The 20,490-nt window shown below is 47.0% G+C and carries 23 protein-coding genes and 1 pseudogene; 11 read left to right on the forward strand and 13 right to left on the reverse strand.

Translation table 11 applies throughout. The annotated features are described in order from the left end of the window. Nucleotides 1-168 precede the first annotated feature (168 nt). On the forward strand, nt 169-363 hold the full coding sequence (locus ACO6V5_RS19280; RefSeq protein ID WP_422136167.1) for a hypothetical protein: 195 nt from the start codon (nt 169-171) through the stop codon (nt 361-363). A gap of 81 nt (nt 364-444) precedes the next feature. Here the strand turns inward: ACO6V5_RS19280 and ACO6V5_RS19285 are convergent, their stop codons facing one another. After that, a complete protein-coding gene (locus tag ACO6V5_RS19285; RefSeq protein ID WP_422410133.1) occupies nt 445-1,704 on the reverse strand; it encodes an FAD-dependent monooxygenase in 1,260 nt (419 codons plus the stop codon). Nucleotides 1,705-2,137: 433 nt separating this feature from the next. Here ACO6V5_RS19285 and ACO6V5_RS19290 point away from each other — a divergent pair, with 433 nt between their 5' ends. Next, the gene (locus ACO6V5_RS19290) at nt 2,138-3,397 is read left to right on the forward strand and encodes a hypothetical protein (RefSeq protein ID WP_422410131.1); all 1,260 of its coding nucleotides are present in this window, start codon (nt 2,138-2,140) and stop codon (nt 3,395-3,397) included. Here the strand turns inward: ACO6V5_RS19290 and ACO6V5_RS19295 are convergent. Continuing rightward, entirely contained in the window at nt 3,394-3,672 is a 279-nt protein-coding gene (locus ACO6V5_RS19295; protein ID WP_422136164.1) for a hypothetical protein, read from the reverse strand. The two genes, ACO6V5_RS19290 and ACO6V5_RS19295, sit on opposite strands and share 4 nt — an antisense overlap. 573 nt (nt 3,673-4,245) lie before the next feature. On the opposite strand from ACO6V5_RS19295, the gene ACO6V5_RS19300 reads away from it, so the two are divergent. Beyond that, nucleotides 4,246-6,033, forward strand: a complete 1,788-nt coding sequence (locus ACO6V5_RS19300) for a hypothetical protein (protein ID WP_422410129.1) — start codon at nt 4,246-4,248, stop codon at nt 6,031-6,033. 148 nt (nt 6,034-6,181) lie between these two features. On the opposite strand, the gene ACO6V5_RS19305 is transcribed toward ACO6V5_RS19300, so the two are convergent. After that, a complete protein-coding gene (locus ACO6V5_RS19305) occupies nt 6,182-6,670 on the reverse strand; it encodes a DUF29 domain-containing protein (RefSeq protein WP_422136162.1) in 489 nt (162 codons plus the stop codon). A gap of 52 nt (nt 6,671-6,722) precedes the next feature. On the opposite strand from ACO6V5_RS19305, the gene ACO6V5_RS19310 reads away from it, so the two are divergent. Beyond that, on the forward strand, nt 6,723-7,067 hold the full coding sequence (locus ACO6V5_RS19310; RefSeq protein ID WP_422410127.1) for a hypothetical protein: 345 nt from the start codon (nt 6,723-6,725) through the stop codon (nt 7,065-7,067). On the opposite strand, the gene ACO6V5_RS19315 is transcribed toward ACO6V5_RS19310, so the two are convergent. Genes ACO6V5_RS19315 through ACO6V5_RS19325 form a run of 3 tightly spaced genes read right to left on the reverse strand, consistent with a single transcriptional unit; the run spans nt 7,064 to nt 8,532 of the window. Continuing rightward, complete coding sequence (locus ACO6V5_RS19315) at nt 7,064-7,552, reverse strand: DUF29 domain-containing protein (RefSeq protein ID WP_422410125.1); 489 nt, start codon at nt 7,550-7,552, stop codon at nt 7,064-7,066. The two genes, ACO6V5_RS19310 and ACO6V5_RS19315, sit on opposite strands and share 4 nt — an antisense overlap. Continuing rightward, nucleotides 7,545-8,042 (reverse strand): DUF29 domain-containing protein, encoded by a 498-nt coding sequence (locus ACO6V5_RS19320; RefSeq protein ID WP_422410123.1) that lies wholly within the window; start codon nt 8,040-8,042, stop codon nt 7,545-7,547. The genes ACO6V5_RS19315 and ACO6V5_RS19320 overlap by 8 nt, the downstream gene beginning before the upstream one ends. Further along, on the reverse strand, nt 8,035-8,532 hold the full coding sequence (locus tag ACO6V5_RS19325) for a DUF29 domain-containing protein (protein ID WP_422410121.1): 498 nt from the start codon (nt 8,530-8,532) through the stop codon (nt 8,035-8,037). Before ACO6V5_RS19325 ends, ACO6V5_RS19320 begins: the two co-directional genes overlap by 8 nt. A 52-nt stretch (nt 8,533-8,584) precedes the next feature. On the opposite strand from ACO6V5_RS19325, the gene ACO6V5_RS19330 reads away from it, so the two are divergent. The 3 genes from ACO6V5_RS19330 (at nt 8,585) to ACO6V5_RS19340 (ending at nt 11,181) form a co-directional block, all read left to right on the forward strand. Further along, on the forward strand, nt 8,585-8,773 hold the full coding sequence (locus ACO6V5_RS19330; RefSeq protein WP_422410119.1) for a hypothetical protein: 189 nt from the start codon (nt 8,585-8,587) through the stop codon (nt 8,771-8,773). Nucleotides 8,774-8,793: 20 nt separating this feature from the next. Next, on the forward strand, nt 8,794-9,615 hold the full coding sequence (gene murI / locus ACO6V5_RS19335) for a glutamate racemase (RefSeq protein WP_422139436.1): 822 nt from the start codon (nt 8,794-8,796) through the stop codon (nt 9,613-9,615). Between the two features lie 177 nt (nt 9,616-9,792). Next, complete coding sequence (locus ACO6V5_RS19340) at nt 9,793-11,181, forward strand: hypothetical protein (RefSeq protein WP_422410117.1); 1,389 nt, start codon at nt 9,793-9,795, stop codon at nt 11,179-11,181. A gap of 73 nt (nt 11,182-11,254) precedes the next feature. Here the strand turns inward: ACO6V5_RS19340 and ACO6V5_RS19345 are convergent. After that, a pseudogene (locus tag ACO6V5_RS19345) lies at nt 11,255-11,365 on the reverse strand (IS701 family transposase); the annotation flags it as partial. Between the two features lie 33 nt (nt 11,366-11,398). Between ACO6V5_RS19345 and ACO6V5_RS19350 the strand changes: the two are divergent. Next, nucleotides 11,399-11,830, forward strand: coding sequence for a hypothetical protein (locus ACO6V5_RS19350; protein WP_422410115.1), 432 nt, complete (start codon nt 11,399-11,401; stop codon nt 11,828-11,830). Between the two features lie 165 nt (nt 11,831-11,995). Here the strand turns inward: ACO6V5_RS19350 and uvrD are convergent, their stop codons facing one another. Then, a complete protein-coding gene (uvrD, locus tag ACO6V5_RS19355; RefSeq protein WP_422139434.1) occupies nt 11,996-14,149 on the reverse strand; it encodes a DNA helicase II in 2,154 nt (717 codons plus the stop codon). Between the two features lie 280 nt (nt 14,150-14,429). Here uvrD and ACO6V5_RS19360 point away from each other — a divergent pair, with 280 nt between their 5' ends. Beyond that, nucleotides 14,430-14,609, forward strand: a complete 180-nt coding sequence (locus ACO6V5_RS19360) for a hypothetical protein (RefSeq protein ID WP_317144168.1) — start codon at nt 14,430-14,432, stop codon at nt 14,607-14,609. Between the two features lie 698 nt (nt 14,610-15,307). Further along, entirely contained in the window at nt 15,308-16,279 is a 972-nt protein-coding gene (znuA, locus tag ACO6V5_RS19365; RefSeq protein WP_422136152.1) for a zinc ABC transporter substrate-binding protein ZnuA, read from the forward strand. A 68-nt stretch (nt 16,280-16,347) separates the two neighbouring features. Here znuA and ACO6V5_RS19370 read toward each other — a convergent pair whose 3' ends face one another. The 5 genes from ACO6V5_RS19370 to ACO6V5_RS19390 all read right to left on the reverse strand — a co-directional run bounded on the left by ACO6V5_RS19370 (nt 16,348) and on the right by ACO6V5_RS19390 (nt 19,716). After that, complete coding sequence (locus ACO6V5_RS19370) at nt 16,348-16,617, reverse strand: hypothetical protein (RefSeq protein ID WP_422136151.1); 270 nt, start codon at nt 16,615-16,617, stop codon at nt 16,348-16,350. 136 nt (nt 16,618-16,753) lie between these two features. Continuing rightward, complete coding sequence (locus tag ACO6V5_RS19375) at nt 16,754-18,403, reverse strand: hypothetical protein (protein WP_422410112.1); 1,650 nt, start codon at nt 18,401-18,403, stop codon at nt 16,754-16,756. 32 nt (nt 18,404-18,435) lie between these two features. Then, nucleotides 18,436-19,023, reverse strand: a complete 588-nt coding sequence (locus ACO6V5_RS19380; RefSeq protein ID WP_422139431.1) for an FGGY-family carbohydrate kinase — start codon at nt 19,021-19,023, stop codon at nt 18,436-18,438. After that, nucleotides 18,995-19,438, reverse strand: coding sequence for an FGGY family carbohydrate kinase (locus ACO6V5_RS19385; protein WP_422139430.1), 444 nt, complete (start codon nt 19,436-19,438; stop codon nt 18,995-18,997). The genes ACO6V5_RS19380 and ACO6V5_RS19385 overlap by 29 nt, the downstream gene beginning before the upstream one ends. After that, entirely contained in the window at nt 19,435-19,716 is a 282-nt protein-coding gene (locus tag ACO6V5_RS19390) for an FGGY family carbohydrate kinase (protein ID WP_422136147.1), read from the reverse strand. Before ACO6V5_RS19390 ends, ACO6V5_RS19385 begins: the two co-directional genes overlap by 4 nt. Before the next feature lie 160 nt (nt 19,717-19,876). On the opposite strand from ACO6V5_RS19390, the gene def reads away from it, so the two are divergent. Then, a complete protein-coding gene (gene def, locus ACO6V5_RS19395) occupies nt 19,877-20,485 on the forward strand; it encodes a peptide deformylase (protein WP_422139429.1) in 609 nt (202 codons plus the stop codon). Nucleotides 20,486-20,490: the final 5 nt, after the last annotated feature.

Here is a 20,490-nt window from a genome sequence, read left to right on the forward strand (position 1 = left end):
AGGACTAAGGCCCGATAATATGGGTTCCCGAGATTCTAATGCCTGATCAGCAGTATGGAATAGCCTCGCGGGTAAAGATGACAGAGATGAGAAACATTCAAAGAGCTGTGACGGCAAGTTTCATAACAGGGAACTTCGTTCAGATGGTTGAGTAACAAGGTTAGGAAGATGGCCGGAAATCTGATAGTTAAAGATCGAATCACCTGCGAGCAGGGGCGATTATATCAATGCCTGCGAAATGGTCGGATCAAGGTACTGATGGACACTGGTGAGGTCAGAGAGTACTTTGCTAAAGATCTGGTGGCTACACTGGCCTCCAGTCCGGCGGCAGAGCTCTCCAAAAGACGTTGTCTGAAGCAGTGACATAATGGACTAAAGTGCACTAATAAATGAAGGCCTGTTTTTTCAGGCCTTTTTTCTGACACTTCCTACCCTGTCAAAAATTTACGACGATTTTGCTAATTCAGCCTGTCGCCCGGAAATGCCCATGGCATATTTCATGACTTCCTTCACGGCAGGCTTTGATTTAGCGGCAAGACTCAATGCAACGTTTCTCAAAACCTTCAGGGGCAAACTGTTGTTGCTGAAAGCAAGGTAGAAAGCATCCATAGTACTCATCATCAATTGATTGTCTCTGCGACGAGCTTTTTCGTAACGCGATAGCACTTTCTGGCTACCCAGTGACTCACCCGCTTGAAAGGCATCAGTCAGTACCTCTGCCAGCCAGGCAACATCCTGAAAGCCCAGATTGACCCCCTGACCCGCAAGAGGGTTGATGGTGTGTGCGGCATCGCCTGCCAGTACTACTCCATTAGTGAAATAGTTCATGGCATGACGACGGGCCAGCGGGAACGAGCCTCTCCCGTGCAGCTTAAGCAACGGTGGTAACTCTTTGGGAAAAGTCGATGACAGCTCTTCCAGAAAGTCAGTGTCCGAAAGTTTCATGAGTTTCTGGACATTCTCAGGCAAGTTATACCAGACAATAGACGCATAACTTTTGCTGTCGATATCGGGCAGTGGCAGAAAGGCTTCCGGTCCGGTAGGCGTGAAAGCCTGCCAGGTAATGTCCTGCAAGCCGCCTTCAATCTCTACAGTAGCCACCAGACACTGTTGCTCATATTCACGAGTGTCAAGACGAATATTGGCTTGCTCCCTGACTCTGGACTGGGCACCGTCAGCCCCGATAAGCAGATCCGCTTTAAATACACTTCCATCCTGCAGCATGATTTCAGGCTTTTCACCCTTTAGATTCATACTTTCAATAGTTGCCGGGGCGAACAAGGATACCGACTCTACATCTTTGAGCCTTTTTAAAAGACCCAGCTGAGTGATGCGATTCTCGACAATAAAACCCAGCTGGTCGTGCCTGATATCTGCTGCGTTGAATACGGTTTGATTAGGACGCTTATCCGTTTCACTGCCGAGCGGAAAGTGCAATTTCTCCCATACAGCCATGCGTCGGTATGGGCACATTCTCATGGTTTGCAGGTATGGCCAGACTCCCAGGTTTTTCAGAATCTGCTCTGATGCATAGCTCAGTGCCGACACTCTCAGGTCCGGCAACTGATCAGGTTTGAATGCTGACGGTAAGGCCCGGTCAAAAACTGCAATACGAATACCTTTGAGACCCAGAGCACAAGCAATTGCGGCACCCACCATACCTGCGCCAACCACCAGTACATCGTAGTTTTCTGATTTCACCATAGCCTCACTTCCCATTAACCCAATCTGTGCAGATAACCGGCCCATATGACCACAGGGCCGCTGAATGCTCAACTACCCGAATCAGGAAGGATGTCGCAGCATCTAACAAATAAAAACCAATTTTCTTGCATATCAATCAACTACTGCTAAATACATTGTCATCATAAATAAAATTTATTAAGTGAGTATTCAAATGCAGTATCGGTTTCTTCCGATAGTCCCACTCCTTGTGTCATTTTACAGTGAAGCAGGACAATGGCCTAACTTAGCCCAGTATTCAACTTCTTATTATTACAACCAACCCAAAATAATAATGGACCGGAATCTTCCACATTTACTTCAATTGTCGGAAGCTCCCAAAGTACCATGGACCGATGAATTATTTTATCATCCCGAAACACCCCCCCTGAGTGGAACAAAAACACTTTTTCAATTGAACATTGCTACAGCTGGTGCTTCCTGTGTTGAGATTTCTGAAGCCGATGGCGGTGTTTTCGTCAGTGCATTTAAAGACGCAGAAGGAACTTCCAAAACAACACCTGCATTAGAGCAGGTCTATCTGAATCAACTGGATATTCTCAGACTGAACAGAATCAGTCTTATTTTTGACTCTCAGGTCAACACCATGAAATTTTCTTTTCATGGAAAAACCTTCATTATTTCCGAATTCAGCGATTCTGAAATTTTCGAACCCTATCACTCATACCTGGTCCCGGCTATCTTGTTAATGCCCGAAGTCCTGCAACTGGTTGTCAATCTGGTCCAGCACCTGAATGAACACCCTTATGGTATAGAGGGAGAAGAAGCTTTCCCCGGGGGAATGCTCGAACAGGCTGACGAGAATGAGTATTTCATTTTTCCCGACATGACTCTGTTTCCCACTCAGCCCAACACAGGCTTCTGCAGGGGCAGCAGTCACTGTGTTCCCCTGAGTCAATATGCCTGGCTGGTCTATTCAGGGCATGGGAAAGCAGCCATTATCAGTGATCCTTATTCCTCCGATGAGCCTATGGATGGAAAAAAAGGAAAAAGAGGTAATGGCGATAGAGGGAAAAAAACGGTCTATAGACCAGCACCTGCCGGATTGACTAACTTCCGGGTCGGTAATGTCCGAAATGGATACGTCGGGCTTGGCTCAGGCGGTGAAGAAAATGATCCACCTGAAAGAGCAACAGATTATTCCAGAACACCTCCAGAAGACAGAAACGAATTTGAAGATGACGAAACCTCTTTCCTACTACCTGAAGATGATGAAGCTGACGAGCGAGATGCTCAATCAAGGTCTGACCTGGAAAGGTCTACAATTGCCAGACTGAATCGTAATGCATCAAAAGACAGACGCATCGAGACTGTCCAGATAGAAAAATTCGCAAATTTCAGAGGCCGTTTTTATCGTATAAATCATGGTAAAAGAAGCTGGAAGAAGCTGACGAATGACCAAAGCGTTCAATTCGATGACTCAAAGGAAGCGTCCCAGAAACCATCCACACCACCACCTGAAGCACCTGCAACTTCTGATCAGGAATCAGCTGAAACAGAGACAACAGTCGTGCCTCCTGACACAGCTCCATTGCTGGTAGCGAAGGATGAAGAAGAGCCCGTAGTCAGTTCTGGCCCTTCAAAAAACAGAGAGCTGCGCAAAGGTATGTCATCCAAAGAAAGGAGGTTACTCATCAACATTGATGAGATTTAGACATCAGACTCGCTGCCATTTTGATACTCGTCTTTGTCTTTTTGACGGGCCCGACGCTCAGAAAGTTTTCGGGCCCCACGCTTCTTATTGCGTTTTTTTGAAGCTTTTCGGGATCGCAGATTTCGGGCAGAGTTGAGCCCCCGCTCCTTTTGAGGGACTTTAGGCTGATACTCATCGCCACCCTGTTGAGAACCTTCACCCTGATCGCCTGAGCTTTTGTTTGGGTTTTCACCATAGTCCAGTGCAGTCGAAGTAGAAGACGGATTGATTTTCATCAGTTGCGCTTCCTTGCTGACCTATTGAATGAGTGTATCCTGAAAAATATTTACCTCCAAGCGTAATCAGCTAAATCGTCACAAACCTTGAAAGCAGTTCTGCCAAATGGCTGGAAGACAAATAAAAAACAATTTTTTTGCATATCGATCAACTACTGCTAAAAATAACCTTTGCATAAATAATGTTGATTAATTACCTGGCCAGTTGGTTTCGCATATTCTGGCGAGTGGATTTTTTCATCCTTCAAGGCGCAACGACGGGCGCGTAGCCATAGCTACGCAACCAGAGTTGGAACGCAGAAGGATGGAAAAAGCCGCCGTCCAGAATATGCGAAACCAACTGGTTAGGTACTAAAGTGGAGTATACAAATGCAGTATCGGTTGCTTCCGATAGTCCCTCTCCTTGTGTCATTTTACAGTGAAGCAGGACAATGGTCTGACCTGGTCCATCATTCGATTTCTTATAACTACCAACCCAAAACAACGGACTTATATCTATCACCTATAGAAGTATTGGGACTTCCTGAATCACAATGGACTGATAATTTGTTTTATCAACCCGAAGCGTCCCCTTTGAGTAAAACAAAAACATTTCTTCAATTAAATGTTGCCACTGCCGGTTCCTCCTCTATTGAGATTTCTGAACCTGATGAAGGTGTTTTCGTCACTGCATTTAAAACCGCAGAAAGAACTTCCAAAACAACATCTGCATTAGAGCAGGTCTATCTGAATCATCTGGATATTCTCAGACTGAACAAGATAAGGCTGGTGTTTGATTCTCAGTTCAACACCATGAGATTTTCTTTTCATGGAAAAACGTTCATTATTTCTGAATTCAGCGATTCTGAGATATCCGAACCCTATCACTCATTCCTGGTCCCGGCTATCTTATTAATGCCGGAAGTTCTTCAACTGATTATCAACCTGATCCAGCACCTGAATGAACATCCTGACGGCTTGGAAGGAAAAGAAGCTTTCCCTGGGGGAGTGCTGAAACAGGCTGAAGTAAATGAGTATTTTATTTTTCCCGACATGACTCTTTTTCCCACTTATCCCAACACAAGCTTCTGCAAAGGCAGCAGTCACTGTGTTCCCCTGAGTCAATATGCCTGGCTGGTCTATTCAGGACATGGTAAAGCGGCCATTATCAGCGATCCTTATTCCTCCGAAGAGCCTATGGATGCAGATAATGGAAAAGAAGGTGAGGGAGGTGAAGTGAAAAAGCCTGCCGATGCACCTCTTGCTTCCGGGTCCACTGACTCTCGGGCAGGTAATATCGGCAGTGGTGGAGGTATTGGGGCTGGCTCAGGCGGTGAAGACAATGACCCACCGGAAAGAGCAACCGATTATTCCCGAACTCCTCCAGAAGACAGAAACGAGTCTGATTATGTTTATATCTCTTTAATGAATGACATCTCTTTGCTTTTAGCCAAGGTCAGTGAAGTCTACGAGCGACAAGGCTGGACCTTCTCTGACAGGGAAAAGGCTACAGCAATTTATGCATCTGAAGGCGTAACATTTAGTGCATTTTCTTTTAGTGCACATTCTGGAGAAGAGATTCCGAAAGATATGCCACAGGAAGAACTCGAGAAGCTGCGATACGCTTTAGTGCTCGCCCAGGATGCTATTGGTGATAAATTTAAAGTTATAGGCATAAGACATCTTATACAGAAGCTGGAAAACCTCATTGGCAAATCCGATGATTCAGGGGAAGCTTCGCCAGAAGCACCTGTCACTTCTGCTCAGGGATCTTCTGAAACAGAAACAACCGTCACCACTCCTGACACGGACGCCGGGGCTACAAGTGGTGCAGGTGGTGGCTACCGTCACTGGATGTTCCTGAAAAATTATGGCACGCTGTACGGTCGCGGTTATATTTTTGAAGACGTAAAGATGCAGCCAGATGATTCCCACACCAGCATGTCAGATGGCTCAGGGAAAGCTTCGCCAGAAGCGCCTGTCCCTTCTGCTCAGGGATCTTCTGAAACAGAAACAACCGTCACCTCTCCTAACACAGACGCCGGGGCTACAAGTGATGCAAGTGGTGGCTACCGTCATTGGATGTTCCTGAAATCTTATGGCGAGCTTTACGGCGTCGGTTATATTTTAAAAGACGCAAAGATGCAGCCAGATGATTCCCACACCAGCATGTCAGATGGCTCAGCTAAAGCTTCGCCAGAAGCACCTGTCCCTTCTGCTCAGAGATCTTCTGAAACAGAAACAACTGTCACAGATTTTGACACGGCCTCCTTGCTGACGAACGATCAAGAACAGTCCGTCGTCGATCCGGACTCTGCAGACAGAAGAACACACCCGGAAGCTAGTCCAGACACAGGATTGGACTTAGTTGATCAGCATTAGTGATTTGCATGACTTGTAACGGATACTTTGGCAAGGAGAGCTGATTATGTGTTTTGGAGGCAGTGGCGGTTCAGCAGAGTGCCCGGAACCAGGGTGGGTTCTTTGGCACCATTTGGACGGTGGCGGGGATTGGAGCTGCTGAGCTGTTTTAGTCGTCGGGCAGCCATCCCATTTGTGTAACCTGCTCATAGCTCCATGGGCATTGGTCGGGAAAGCTTTTTTTGTTCAGCCGTTTGCTATTGATCCTGATATAGCGGTTTAGTTCTTCAATGGCGTATCGTTTAGCCTTCGGATAGGCTTTTTCGAGTGATTCGTCAAAACGGTTGCTCAGGTGGGGATATTCTTCGACGTGCAGCTCAATCTGTTTTCTAGGGTTGCTGATACTGGGCATCCATGACTGAATAACCTTGTCTTCCACCCAAGGGTCTTTCAAAATCCGCTTCTGGTAGTCGTATTTCAGCAAGTGAACCAGCAATATCACCAAGTGAGAGCGTAATTCCTTAACCTCATCGCCCATACGTCGTTCCATCGCCTCCAGAAGATTGTCAATGTCGAGCTGGTCAAACTGTCGCTGAGCCAGTAACTCCCGTTGCTTGCTGAGCCATTGGGTGTAATCGGTTTTGTATAGGTTTTCCATAAAATACCTCCATTGCCCTTCCAATGTAGGCAATTAACAGAAGGGAATCAAAATGAAATGGTCAGGTGGATCGTCAACTGGCAGGGTATGGTGCCGGGCTGACAGGGGCACAGAAACAGGCCCGGGAGCGCATGAGGTCTCTGAGCCGGAGCGGTTCCCGGATGGTCGCCGCCAATACCGTGCGGGAAGGGCAGCACAACGTCAGCACAGTCTGAGGACAGACTTGTTGAATCTTGGCAGAAGCGCACAGGGTCAGGGTTTGCAGGGGATTAACTCGGCAGCCGCATTGGAAAGCCAGCGCAATCAGCCGACGGTTCAGCAGAGTGCCCGGAACCAGGGTGGGTTCTTTGGCACCATTTGGACGTTGGCGGGGATTGGGGCTGCTGCGCTGTTTTAGTCGTCGGGGAGCCAGTCTTCTGTCATAATCTGGTTAAACGTCCATGGGCATTGGTCTGGAAAGCTGTTGTTGTTCACAAGATAACGTTTGTTGGTTATGAATAGGTTCATCTGCTCGATAGCTCTTTTTTTAGCTTTAGGGTAACTGTTTGATAAAGACTCGTCCTGCCGGGGTTGTAGGTGTGGGTGTTTTTTAATTAAATCACTAATGTCGTTACGTGCATTGGAAATACTGATCAACCAGCTTCTAAAAGTCTTGGGTTCATACAGGTTTGGGTTAATAACAAAGGTTTGGTACTGATACTTGAGTAAGTGCAATACCAGAGTAACAAGATGAGATTCCAGATTATCGGCATAATCCCCCATTCGTAGCTCCATAGCCTCCAACAAATTGTCGATGTCAAGCTGGTCAAATTGTCGCTGGGCTAGCAAATCCCGTTGCTGTCCTAGCCACTTGTGGTAGTCAGTTCTGTATAAATCAGCCATTGTCTGTCTCCGGTAGCCAGTCTTCTGTCATAATCTGGTCAAACGTCCATGGGCATTCCTTGGGAAAACTGTTATTGTTCAGGCGTTGTGCTTCGCTTCTGGCGTGAACGTTCATCTCTTTAACGGCATCTTTCTTAGCGTCTAAGTACGCCTCAGCTAATGACTCACCAGTTATAGACTGAAGGTGAGGATGTTTTGAAATCTGCTTTTTAACCTTGGAGCGGGCATTAATGACGCTAACCTTCCAAAGATGAGCCACTCTGTCCTCTACCCACGGGTCTTTCAGAATTCGTATCTGATAATCGTATTTGAGAAGATGTAAAACCAATACCGACAAATAGGACTCCAAAGTCTCAGCAGGATTACCCATCTCATACTCCATGGCCTCCAGCAAATTCTCTATGTCGAGCTGTTCAAACTGCCGCCGAGCCAATAACTCTCGTTGCTGCCCCAGCCACTTGTGGTAGTCAATTCTGTATAAATCAGCCATTGTAAACCTCCGGCAGCCAGTCTTCTGTCATGATCTGTTCAAAGGTCCACGGGCATTGGTCTGGGAAGCTGCTTCTATCAAGTTTCTGGCTTTCACTACGGGCGTGTTGATTCATCTCCTTAACTGCAAGCTTTTTGCTATCTTGATAAACGTCGGTTATCAGCTCATCAGCCTTGGATTCCAGACAGCGGTCACCTTTTAAATGGCGATTGATCTGAACTCTTGATTGCCCAATACTAGTGACCCATAAATGGGCTACCATACTTTCCACCCAAGGGTCTTTTAACACTCGTTTCTGATAATCGTATTTGAGTAGATGCAGCAACAAGATAGTTAAATGAGACTCAAAAGCCTTGATACTGTTGCCCATCTCGTACTCCATCGCCTCCAGAAGATTGTCTATGTCGAGCTGGTCAAACTGTCGCTGAGCCAGTAACTCCCGTTGCTTGCTGAGCCATTGGGTGTAATCGGTTTTGTATAGGTTTTCCATAAATCACCTCCATTGCCCTTCCACTGTAGGCAAATAGCAGAAGGGAATCAAAATGAATTACCAAAACACAGATGCCTTTGCCGGAGGCTCTGCCCGTGGTTTTGGGCTGGTCAATTCGGCCATTGATGCCAAGGAGAACCCTCAGTATCGAAAACAAATGATGGGGATGCAGAAACTAAGTTTAAGCAACTATTTTCAAAGAGAAACAAAGGCTCTAGTCTATGCTGTTTATTTTCATTGAACCGGTACCTCTGTCATCTTATGCAACAGAAGCCTATCGTCATTTTTGACTCCGGAGTCGGAGGTCTCAGCATCTACCAGAAAGTCAGGGAGAAACTGCCGTCTCTGTCCGTGATTTACTGCTCTGACAGTGAAGGTTTTCCCTATGGCCCAAAGTCTGAAAATGATGTGGTTGACCGAACTCTTCATTGTCTGTCACGGCTGGTTAATAACTTTCAACCCTCCCTGGCCATCATCGCCTGCAATACAGCCAGCACTATTGCTTTGCCCAGGGCCCGCCAGCTGCTCGAAATTCCTGTTGTTGGCGTTGTGCCAGCCATCAAACCTGCCAGCCAGTCTTCAAAAAAACGCTGCATTGGCCTTCTGGCCACGCCGGGAACCGTTGAAAGAGAATATACCAGTCAGCTGATCCATGAGTTCGCAGGAGACTGTGAGGTGATTCGGGTAGGCAGTAGTGAACTGGTACACCTTGCTGAACAACATCTGCGCGGTGAAAAAATAAACCCTGATGATCTGAAAAAAATTATTGAACCGCTGTTCAAAAGCACTAACTGGCCAGACTGTATCGTTTTGGGTTGCACCCATTTTCCATTGGTTCAGGAACTTCTGGATTCTGTCGTACCCACCCCCGTTACCTGGATTGATTCCGGTGAAGCTATCGCCCGCAGAGTGGCCTCTTTGCTGGAGGTGCATTATTCCCATCATGAAGGGCCTGTTGAACATCGCTTCCTTTATACGGGCTCAGACAAATCGGTCACGTCATTGCTACCCGCTCTGGAAGCCATGAATTTTTCGGAAATAACCTGTCTGGACTGCCTGATCGGGATTACCCCGTCAGGCTGACAATCAAAGTTCTCAGGAATGTTGTAATACTCAGCGGCATGCATCAAAGGATACATGGGTCTGTTTTGCCTGCCTGCTGTGATCCGGATTCTCGTCTACGCTCAATGCCATGATTTCATTATCTGTCAAAAACCAATCAGCAGTTTTCAATCCATTTGATACCTGAAAGGCGATGTTATGTTTATTCAAAAATTAAGATATTCAAATTACAGTCTGGTGTTGATGCTCATCATGCTGCCACTTGTTTCACCTTATGCCCGTTCTTCTCCATATTTAAACTCTAATTCCTGGCTACAATCTCTGGCAACCATGTTTGTTCTCCACTCCGCTATTAACCGTCCTGATAATCAAAATAGCGGCTTTGCAGATGCCAAAAATCTTAAAACTTGCGAAGGTAGCTGTCAGTTTGAGCCACAGTTGCATGAATATTTTAAAGGCACAGTTGTTCTTTTTGTCAGGATTGATCATGGCCCTTGCCCGACAGGGAATTTTGATGAAAAAGAGGAGATTTGGTTTGGGCTCTGGAATCGTCAATATAAGTGGGTCGATTTTTCTATGATGAAGTTAGAAAATCATACATTGGATACAGAAAAAGGTTACGAAGGACGGTTTTCTTATTCTTACAAAGGAGATGCGGCAGGCGCTAATCTGAAAATCTTTTTTAAGGATGTACAGCCAGAAGAGGCCGGATTTTATGGCGCACGCATCCGTTATGACTCCTTCCCACCAGTTATATTCAGATGCGATCTTGAACTAAGACACATTCATCATGGGCCAGTGAATCCAAACATTGCTGTTCTTCAGGGCAATGAAGCCAGATTCCAATATAGATTCAATCCCACTGTTGATAATGAGATACCATCACTGGATTCGGTTCGCTTTGGCCCCCAGCAAAAAAATGGCAGTATCGAAACCTACCTTTATTGGCAGAAAGACAAGGTAGAAAGTATTTCCTATCAAAATGCCGAAAGACAAGTACCGATGAATTTTTCCAGTCCGGGAAACACATCGCTGAGTTTTTCCAATCTGAGAAATATTTCACTGGATCTTTCCAATCTTAGGAACTATACCTTCACTGTGACTATGCACGGAGTCAATGTAACTGATACTGGTCGTTATCTTTGTGATATAGAAGTGACACGTTCTCTAAAAACTCTCCACACGCTAACCACAGACCTGGTTGTCAAAGCAAATCTCTCCGACCCTGAGGTGATAGAAGCATCCACTCAAAGCCCATTTTCGCAAACACATACTTTCTATCCCGGAGATACCAGAACCCAAAAAGCAGATCTTGCCAATAGACTCAACTCGCCCATCGCTATACATCAAGAACCGCCTCAACAGGAGTGTCTTTATCCCAACCCCGACTGGAAAAAATTATCACGAGATTACAGTAAGGGAATAGAGACAGGAATCGCCGTTGGAATCCCCGTGGGGTTCGTTTTAACTACTATAGCTGCTGGTATTATCTATTATGTTCGCAATTTGCGAAAAAACCATAACCATCATCTTATTGAGGGCGAGTTTATTCCTAATTATGATGTAATTATCCTTGACACTAAATGATCATTAAGACTTGTAAAAGTCTCCTCAGTTACTGATGAATCAAACTACACAGTTGACAGTTCTCTTGACTGCCTCTGTTTGTAAAGACCTTGCGGTATAGCAGAATGGGGAAATCCACACCTGCTATACACGCTTGTGTAGATCTATTTTCTGAAAAATCAACAGTATCTATACGTTGTGAACGGGTTAGAATCACTAACCAACTGGCCAGGTACTTATGAACAAAATTTTAACCCTATTCATGCTGCTATTCACTGCAATAACTTATGCAGAATGGATAAAAGTAAACCCGGGCAAATACTCTGACTATTATCATATGCAATATGAACTGAAGTCTGGCGAGTACAGGGTTAACGAGCACTATGGTTTTAACCAGGGTGGTCAATTTGAAATATTGGTGCCCAAAAAATACTTTCCTATACCTGCACCAAACTGCAAAAAAAATATCATTATACGAATGCCAGCTTCAGAGAATGAAGGGCGAAAACGAGCACTGTACGATAAGCTGCTGGCGGGAGAGTCAGTAGTAGTCACATTGGAACTTAACCCTTATGTCAATGTCACCAACGAATCGCCATTAGAATTGGAGTTACAGTACTGTAACGTGTTTTTCAGACAAAAGTGGGGGGATTACTACGACGCACTGTGAATCACGCTACAAAATCAATTGCGGCACTCCTCACCTGAATTAAGGCTGTCGCAAAGCTCTCGTTTCCATGCAGGGACCCACAGGGTCTGAAAACTTGGGAACCAGGGTTTTGCGACACCCTCTTTAGACGGGGGAAGATCCAGGTCGCTGACCAGATGCTTATACCTACAACGGACTCAGGTTAGCGTAAGCCATCATCAACCATTTTGAACCTTCCGAATCAAAGTTGACCTGAACCCGGGCCTGGCCGCCTTCACCCTCATAATTCAGGACCACCCCTTCACCAAAGACATCATGATGAACACGCTGGCCTAAAGCCAATCCATGGTCAGATGTTTGAACAGAAACCGGACGAGTAATTGATCCACCCAGACGCACTTCCTGCAGCAGCTCGCCGGGAATTTCCCGAATAAAGCGGGAAGGGCGATTCATGGTGTCACTCCCGTAGAGTCTGCGATTCTCTGCATAGGTAAGATAGAGCTTTTCCATAGCCCGGGTAATCCCGACGTAACAGAGTCGTCTTTCTTCTTCCAGGTTACCTTCTTCCAGAGACATCTTATGGGGGAACAGACCTTCTTCCAGACCGGCAAGAAAAACCAGCGGAAACTCCAGACCCTTAGCTGAATGAAGGGTCATCATCTGAACGCTGTCTGTAAATGGGTCAGCTTGATTGTCTCCGGCTTCCAGAGCCGCGTGGGCCAGAAATGCTGCCAGCGGAGACATGGGCTCTGTCTCTTCATCCTGATCGAAGTCTTCAATATCAAATTCGCTGCAGGCGGTGACCAGTTCCTCCAGGTTTTCTACCCTGGCACGACCTTTTTCCCCTTTCTCTTTCTCATGATGATCAATCAAACCAGAGACGGATATTACATGGTCGGCCAACTCCCCCAGATTCAGCTCATCACCTGAAGCACTCAGGCTTTCTATCAAGTCAACAAATTCACCCAGAGAACGACCGGCTTTGCCACCAATGGCACTGGCGGCAACAACAGTTTTGACGGCACCCCATAAACTCAGGCCCTGTGAACGGGCTGTTTCACGGAGTTTTTCAACGGTTTTTTCACCAATACCACGAGTAGGAATATTGATAACCCTTTCGAGGGAAGTGTCGTCATCAGGTGAGCTGACCAGTCTCAGATAGGCCAGAGCATTCTTGATTTCCGCCCGTTCAAAAAACCGCTGACCACCATAAATTCGGTAGGGAATGGAAGCCCTGAGCATGGCTTCTTCGAGAATACGGGACTGGGCATTAGAGCGATAAAGTATCGCTATACCACTGCGAGCCATGCCCTGTTCAGAAGCCTCACGAATACGATCGGTGATAAATCGGGCTTCATCCATTTCGTTAAAACCGGCATAAAGCTGGATGGGCTCTCCTTCATAACCGCTGGTCCAGAGCTCTTTACCCAGCCTGTCCGGGTTATTGGCAATCACTGCATTGGCTGCACGCAGGATGTTACTGGTAGAGCGATAATTTTGCTCAAGACGAATGGTTTGGGCTTTCGGAAAGTCTTTTGAGAATTGTCGTATGTTTTCAATACGGGCACCACGCCAGCCATAGATCGACTGATCGTCATCACCGACGATCATCATTTTGTCCTGATCACCGGTCAAGATCCTCAACCAGGCATACTGAATGGCGTTAGTATCTTGAAATTCGTCCACCAGCAGGTAACGGAATCGCTCTTGATAGTGCTGAAGAATATCCGGTCTTTTCAGCCAGAGCTCATGTGAACGTAGCAGCAGCTCACCAAAATCAACAACACCTGTTTGGTTGCAATAGTCATGATAAGCCCGGTAAACATCCAGCATGGTTCTTTCAAAAGGATCATAACCCGGATCGATATAGTCAGGTCTGAGCCCTTCATCTTTCTTGCTGTTGATGTACCATTGGGCCTGACGGGGAGGCCACTTCTGTTCATCAAGGTTCATGGCCTTCATCAGACGTTTGATCACCCTCAGCTGATCATCGCTGTCGAGTATCTGAAAGTTCTCAGGCAAGCCTGCATCCTTAAAGTGAGCCCTCAACAACCGGTGTGCCAGCCCGTGGAAAGTTCCAACCCACATGCCACGAGGTGGAATCCCGAGCAGTTCTTCGATACGGCTTCGCATCTCTGCCGCTGCCTTGTTGGTAAAAGTCACTGCCATAATGGAGTAGGGCGACATGCCTTCAGCCTGAATCAGCCAGGCAATACGATGCACCAGTACCCGGGTTTTACCACTGCCAGCTCCTGCCAGAACCAGCAGTGAACCCGGAGGACTTGTGACCGCCTGTCGCTGGGCATCGTTCAGGGAGTCAATGATAGGGGTTACGTCCATAGACAGCATTCTTTCCAGCTAGATAAAAACCATGCAGTCCGGCTGCTCAATGCGCAACCAGAGCCGTTAAGGAATTGTACAAGGTTTTAGCAACATCGTCGTAAACTCTCGTTTGGACGAAGGTTTAAGACAATTCTGCTAAAAATCACTACCGTGAGACATATCTCACACACTTTGTCGTATTTTTCTCTTGTTCTTCTCAAACATTTTTCATAATTTCGTAACTGTCAGAAAGCATCATAAAAACAATAAAAATCAAAAAGAACAAAGAGGTGCCGCCATGGCTAACAAAGATATACAGCTTAAGAAAGATTATCTTCAGGAAGAAGAAATTGTTCGAGACGATTTACCTAATAAAGGTTCAAAGCGCGCACTGCAGATTCGAAGGGCCCTGGAAGACAGAAAAGAAACCAAAAAACTCAGCTCGTTCTTCGGCGACAGCTACTGGGGTGATGTTTGACCATTCATTTTTTCAGCCCCTTATCAAGGGGCTGAGATTTTGCTGACCATTCCAGATTTTACTTTCCCACCGCTTTCCCTCATACGATCCTTATATCATCCGACTCTGTGACACTCCCCGCCTTGTCAGGCGAGGCTTCTGACTTCACAGGCTACAGCCAGCCTATAGCGACTGGACTTACACAGAAGCCTCCATCAGCAGTAACCGGGTGCCCCTCGGTTATTATTGGTCTTTTGTTTGATTTGCCGCAGCCTTAACGGGTCACTCAGGTATGGGCTCGTCTGGTTCTTCAAGGGCGGTTGGGCAGTTGTCTCTGCCTTCCCGTCTTATATCCCCGCCCGATTGAGGGTGTCGCAAAAGGTCAATTAAAACGCTTCAAGCTTCAAACCGTCATCTCCGCGAAGGCGGAGATCCACTGTTCGTGGTGGGTTCCCGCCTGCGCGGGAACGACGATCTTGATATATCCTGCTGACCATACCCTTTTGCGACACCCTCGATTGGGCGAGGGTTTATGACGATTTTGCTAACCGCCGAGTATTCAGTAGCTGTTCGCAATCCTATTGCCGGCGACAGTCAGACAACAAACCAATTTGTTAGAAAAACTCGAGCATTCACTCTCAGAATCGTTATAATATAACGTTTATTTTTGATACCGATAAAGTTGTCTAACTATGATTTTCTCAAGAAAACCAAAGATAATGCTCTGGCTGTCTGGCCTTTTACTCCCTCTGACCTTGTCGGCCTGGAGCAAAGAACCACCCAAAGTACTGACTTCTATTAAGCCTTTGCAGCTGATTGCTGCTTCCATCACCGAAGGTGTTACTTCTGCTGACGTGTTACTTCCTGCTGGTGCTTCTCCCCACAGTTACAGCCTGAAGCCTTCAGACGCCAGAAAGCTTTATGAAGCCGATTTTGTTTTCTGGGTCGGACCCGATATGGAAGTCTTTCTGGATAAAACCCTGTCAGGTTCAATAAAAGCGACCTCCGTGCCTTTAATGCAGGAAAGTGAGTTAAAGCTTCTGAAAATTAATGAAGGCGAAGAAGAGAACCATGATAATCATGGTGGAGAAAACCACGATGATCATGCCGGAGAAGATCATGATGATCATGAGAACCATGATGACCATGCCGGGGAAAGCCATCATCACCACGGCGAGTATGACGTCCACATCTGGCTAAGCCCCGATAACGCCATAGCGATAGCCAAAACCCTGTCAGAGAAGCTGAGTGAGCTGGACCCTGGGCATAAAAAGCAATACACGGATAATTACAACGCATTCAAAAAAGCGGTACAGGCAGCAGATAAGCGCAACATCAGCAAACTGACTGACTACCATAATCAGCCCATGTTCGTTTTCCATGATGCTTATGGTTACCTTCAGAAGCATTACGAGCTGAATATTGTCGATCATTTCACTGCAAACCCGGAACAGCAGCCGGGTGCGAAACATCTGACTCATCTGCAAGAGAAGCTTAAAAAAGCCGGTAATAGCTGCGTTTTCCGTGAACCGCAGTTCCAGCCTGCTTATATTGACAGGATCATTGAAGACACCAACGCCCATGTTGCTGTGCTCGACCCTCTGGCCACAGATGTCGCTGTCGGCCCTGATGGTTATATCGAGTTTATGGACAGTTTGACCAACACCATCGTCAGCTGCCTGAAGCAGTAATTACAATTTAACAAGAGCCCCGTTAAAAAGAGCCCCGTGAACCTGCAATTGACAGGTGATCGGGGTATTTACTGAAGCCTGAGCCCCATAAAACTGCCACCAAGAAACGCGGCTACTGCCAGAAAAGGCAGCAGGGAAGCCAGCAGGGTTACCCACATTTTCAACTTTGAACGCTCCAGACGCAGATTCCATCGTTCTTCCGAAAAGGTCTGGTCATCATCCAGCTCTGTGGATAACCCGCAGCTTGAACAGGTCACCTGCCACATTTCAGTGTCCCCAACCATCATGCTGGCCAACTCTGCTTCGCCCAGACAACAGGGACACTTTTCCAGTTTCATAACGCCTCCTTGCATTTATGCACACATCAATGACAGTTTTTTCCACACCTTTTAACAGGTTATCCACAGATAAAACCTTTATTCAAGGATTATCTTATTCATTAGCTGGCCCTAATGTCACACCTCTGCCAGAGTTTCAAATGGCAATATCGCCAGCTAAATGAACACGTATGTTTTGAGTCAGGGCTTGTGTGGCAAATGCCTGAATCACTTGTTTCAGATTTTCTTGCGGCACATAGGCAATAGAAATATGGTTGCTCTGGTGACCCGCCATCAGGTCGTCACGACCCACTCCGTCCAGTACACAGTTCATCAAAGGCCACTCTTTGCAGGTTGCATTAAGACGACGCTGAAACTCTTGCTGAGGCAGTTCGAAGGCCGTACCGGTACCGATATGCATGTGAACGTCTGTACCCTCATAGTGCGCTCGAGCCCACACAAACCTGCCTGCTTTACTCTGGCCGCTCAGCGTAGAGCCGCCTAAGGGGAAGTACATGGCAGGCTGTCGGTGACCGATAGCACCGCCGATTCCCCCCTTGATGTGTTCGAAAGGTACAGAGCCGGAAATTTCGAAATCCCAATAAAATGTACCTTCAAACTCACTGCCCCAGCGAATATCGTGCAGCGTTGTCTCCGATGGCAGACCCAGACTGTCGAGCAGGCGAAACAGCATGGTTTGTGGAATAGCGGTCCCCATGTCTACCTCGTTAATGCAGGGAATGGGCTTGCCTTCGGAAATCACGTCTCCATTGTCGTCTTTAATCGGAAAGCGGGCGGTTGAGCCGATGGCACCTTCTGCAAAGTCCGAGGCAGCACAACTGTCTTTCAAACCCTGTTGATACTGAACCCCAACGCTTGTCAGGCCAAAGCGTTTGGTCGCACGAGCCATGGCAATCATCATGGCGCACTGCTCTTTTACCTGCTCGCGGGTCAGCTCGGTGGCAGCATCGCTACCAAATTTGAAGGCCATACCGCGATCGATATACCATTGCAAACACTCCTCACGCAGCTCTTCTGAAACAAGACTCATGTCGTGCAAAAGCGCGGACTGGGATAATGCCTCAATGGGCATTCCAATCCTGACGAGGCATTCCTGTGGGAATACGCCGTTCATCATGCCCATGCAGAACATGTCGTAAAGTCCCATAATTTCCTTGTTTTCGAGAATGTATTCTCCCACCTGCTGACCTATTTTACCGGCTTCAGTGCCAGTCACAGGGTGCTCTTTGGTGATTTCTTTCAGGTAGGAGGTATCGTGTTCAATCTGTCCGCTTTCCAGCCAGGTTTGCAGACCCATGTAAAAGAAATCATCATCAAAGTTTTCGGACCACAGACGGCTGTAGTCTTTGCCGAGACTGGTCAGGGTGCCAGCCATGCACAATGCACCCACCAGACCGGGCCATGTGCCATCGAAGTTAGCCAGCAGCAGGATAGGGCCCCTGTGATGAACCAGGGAGGGTGCTATGTGATGCGAGTATTGCCACGCGGTCATCAGCACAATTACCGGGGCCTCAGGACTAATGGAGGCGAGAACATCAGAGCCTTCACGCTGGTTGCTGATAAACCCGTGTCCCTGATCCTCTTTTACGGGATGAGCACGACGGGCACTGAAATCAAACTTCTCTTTCAAGGCCGCCTCCAGTTTTCTCTCAAAAGACTGCTGAACATCCCAGCATGTCTGATTCGCAGTATCCCTGAGATCGCCATTTGCAATAACAAAGACTTCTTTATTTTGCAGGGCAACAGGTTGTCTTTTCTCAGGCAGGGTCAGGGTTAAAGCAGTCACAATTTAAACCTCCTTAGGCCGTGTTTGTCTGATTAAAATTCACCCATAATGTTTTTGTACTTCATCTGGTCTTCGAACATTTCTTGAAAAACCTTGTACTTGGCATCATGAAAAGCCCGGGTTGATGTTTGGGGTTTGATGACCTTGCCTGTGGATGACATAGCGGACATGGCATCCTTTAACCCGGCAAAATCACCGCAGGCCGTTGCCGCCAGCATGGCAGAACCAAGGATCACCGCTTCGTCCTCTTTACTCAGGATGATTTCGCAACCCGTTGCATTAGCGTGCTCACGAAGCCACAAGGGATTTTTTGTGACTCCGCCACACATATGTATGCGATTTATTTGATGCCCGGCATTGTTCATTGTCGCAATGATATGACGTGTGCCGTAGGACACTGATTGAATAGCAGCCATGTAAATTTTAGCCAGTTCGGTCAGGTCCTCATTTAATGACAAGCCTGAAACCATGCCTTTTAAATAAGGGTTAGCCCGAGGTGAACGGTTGCCATGATGGTAGCCCAGCAGATGGAAATGGGCGGTAAAATGGGGATTTTCAGACTCAAGGCGGGCCACCTCTTGGTTCAGAATCTCATATGTACTGCGCTTTTGCTGCTTCATCAGTCAGCTGTCCAGCAGGCGAACCGGGATCAATGATTGTCTGACCGATTTTTTCATCGACAATCAGGTCTTCCAGATCCAGCTGCTGAAACAGAGAGGTATCCCAACGTTGGTCGTGGGCAAGATAAGTCCATTTGCACACCTTGGTACAAGTGCTCCGAAGGTCCTTGCCACTGGAGCGGTAAACCAGGTAATCCGACAGGTCGAAAAAACGTGCAGTGCGTTCATAATGCTTCGGCAGGTGACGTTTTAACCATTTCAGTTTAGGCAGTCCCATTTCGGGGCTGACTTCGCCACCGACAAACTTCAGAACCTCACTGTTGGTGGCATTGATTTCGGCTGCCTCGGTTAATGCCCGGTGATCCATCCACATGATGATATTCTGATCATCCCGTTCTGTGGGCGAAACGGTCACAGGGTTATTATTTGCATCAACAGAGACCAGGGAACAGGTTGCGTCAAACCCGATGCCTTTACCTGTTCCGGATTGATAGCTGAATCCTTCAAAACGGTGCTTACAACCTTGCAGACCTGTTCCCAGATATCAGACGACGATTGTTCAACAAAGTCTGCGGCAGGGCGAAACTGCCTGATTGGACTGACGGCCAGGGCAATTTTCTCTCCCTTTGCATTGAACAATCCCGCCCGGGCACTGCCGGAGCCGACATCGACGCCTATGTAGAAATGTTGCATAAATTGTTGTCAGAGAACCCTTACAGATGACTTTGGGGATGATGAATGTTTGGCGCGTATATAGGTTCCTGACATAGACACACAGCTCCTCGGGCTATTTTGCTGCATCAATATTAGGCTATAAAACAGACAGCGTATTTTTATTACGGAATCTATTGTGATGAGACTGAACCAAGATCCAAATGTATTACTCATGGGCCACCCTCTGCTGTTTCAGGAACAACCCCAGGTCGACGTCAGAGAAATAACTTCAGATGACTTTCAGCACAACCTTGAGATTCTCAAGCAGAAGCAATTAAGTACCCTTGGAGTGGGACTTGCCGCTCCCCAGATAGGTTGGCCCGCCCGTGTTCTCAGTGTTGGTATTTCAGAACTTAACCGGTTCAGATATCCACAGGCTCCGGACATCCCTTTTGCATTCTGGATCAATCCACAAATCACCGATTTCAGTAAAAATACCTGCTGGACCTGGGAAGGCTGCCTTTCAGTTCCGGGCATGAGAGCCTGGATTGAGCGCCCTGAAAGCATCACAGTGGTTGGATATAACGAACACGGAGAGCGGCATGAAAGCAACCTTTCAGGTTTTACTGCCAGGATAATGCAGCATGAACTGGATCACCTTAACGGGAAGCTTTTCCCTGTGAGGGTGGAAGATAAAAGTCTGATAATTCCCAATCAGTCGATTGAGTATCAGGAAGAATGGGCAGAAGGCTGGCCAACAGAAAATGCCCGCAAGACGACGCGCGGCCAGATTTCTAATAGGCGCTGATAAAA

The organism is Endozoicomonas sp. ALD068, assembly GCF_049310145.1.
Classification (GTDB): Bacteria; Pseudomonadota; Gammaproteobacteria; order Pseudomonadales; family Endozoicomonadaceae; genus Endozoicomonas_A.

Bases quoted from the DNA above. Each gene is read 5' to 3' on its own strand.
- ACO6V5_RS19280 (WP_422136167.1), top strand. From the start codon at position 169: ATGGCCGGAAATCTGATAGTTAAAGATCGAATCACCTGCGAGCAGGGG.
- ACO6V5_RS19285 (WP_422410133.1), bottom strand. From the start codon at position 1,704: ATGGTGAAATCAGAAAACTACGATGTACTGGTGGTTGGCGCAGGTATG.
- ACO6V5_RS19295 (WP_422136164.1), bottom strand. From the start codon at position 3,672: ATGAAAATCAATCCGTCTTCTACTTCGACTGCACTGGACTATGGTGAA.
- ACO6V5_RS19305 (WP_422136162.1), bottom strand. From the start codon at position 6,670: ATGGAAAACCTATACAAAACCGATTACACCCAATGGCTCAGCAAGCAA.
- ACO6V5_RS19310 (WP_422410127.1), top strand. From the start codon at position 6,723: ATGAAATGGTCAGGTGGATCGTCAACTGGCAGGGTATGGTGCCGGGCT.
- ACO6V5_RS19315 (WP_422410125.1), bottom strand. From the start codon at position 7,552: ATGGCTGATTTATACAGAACTGACTACCACAAGTGGCTAGGACAGCAA.
- ACO6V5_RS19320 (WP_422410123.1), bottom strand. From the start codon at position 8,042: ATGGCTGATTTATACAGAATTGACTACCACAAGTGGCTGGGGCAGCAA.
- ACO6V5_RS19325 (WP_422410121.1), bottom strand. From the start codon at position 8,532: ATGGAAAACCTATACAAAACCGATTACACCCAATGGCTCAGCAAGCAA.
- ACO6V5_RS19330 (WP_422410119.1), top strand. From the start codon at position 8,585: ATGAATTACCAAAACACAGATGCCTTTGCCGGAGGCTCTGCCCGTGGT.
- murI (WP_422139436.1), top strand. From the start codon at position 8,794: ATGCAACAGAAGCCTATCGTCATTTTTGACTCCGGAGTCGGAGGTCTC.
- ACO6V5_RS19340 (WP_422410117.1), top strand. From the start codon at position 9,793: ATGTTTATTCAAAAATTAAGATATTCAAATTACAGTCTGGTGTTGATG.
- ACO6V5_RS19350 (WP_422410115.1), top strand. From the start codon at position 11,399: ATGAACAAAATTTTAACCCTATTCATGCTGCTATTCACTGCAATAACT.
- uvrD (WP_422139434.1), bottom strand. From the start codon at position 14,149: ATGGACGTAACCCCTATCATTGACTCCCTGAACGATGCCCAGCGACAG.
- ACO6V5_RS19360 (WP_317144168.1), top strand. From the start codon at position 14,430: ATGGCTAACAAAGATATACAGCTTAAGAAAGATTATCTTCAGGAAGAA.
- znuA (WP_422136152.1), top strand. From the start codon at position 15,308: ATGCTCTGGCTGTCTGGCCTTTTACTCCCTCTGACCTTGTCGGCCTGG.
- ACO6V5_RS19370 (WP_422136151.1), bottom strand. From the start codon at position 16,617: ATGAAACTGGAAAAGTGTCCCTGTTGTCTGGGCGAAGCAGAGTTGGCC.
- ACO6V5_RS19380 (WP_422139431.1), bottom strand. From the start codon at position 19,023: ATGAAGCAGCAAAAGCGCAGTACATATGAGATTCTGAACCAAGAGGTG.
- ACO6V5_RS19390 (WP_422136147.1), bottom strand. From the start codon at position 19,716: ATGCAACATTTCTACATAGGCGTCGATGTCGGCTCCGGCAGTGCCCGG.
- def (WP_422139429.1), top strand. From the start codon at position 19,877: ATGAGACTGAACCAAGATCCAAATGTATTACTCATGGGCCACCCTCTG.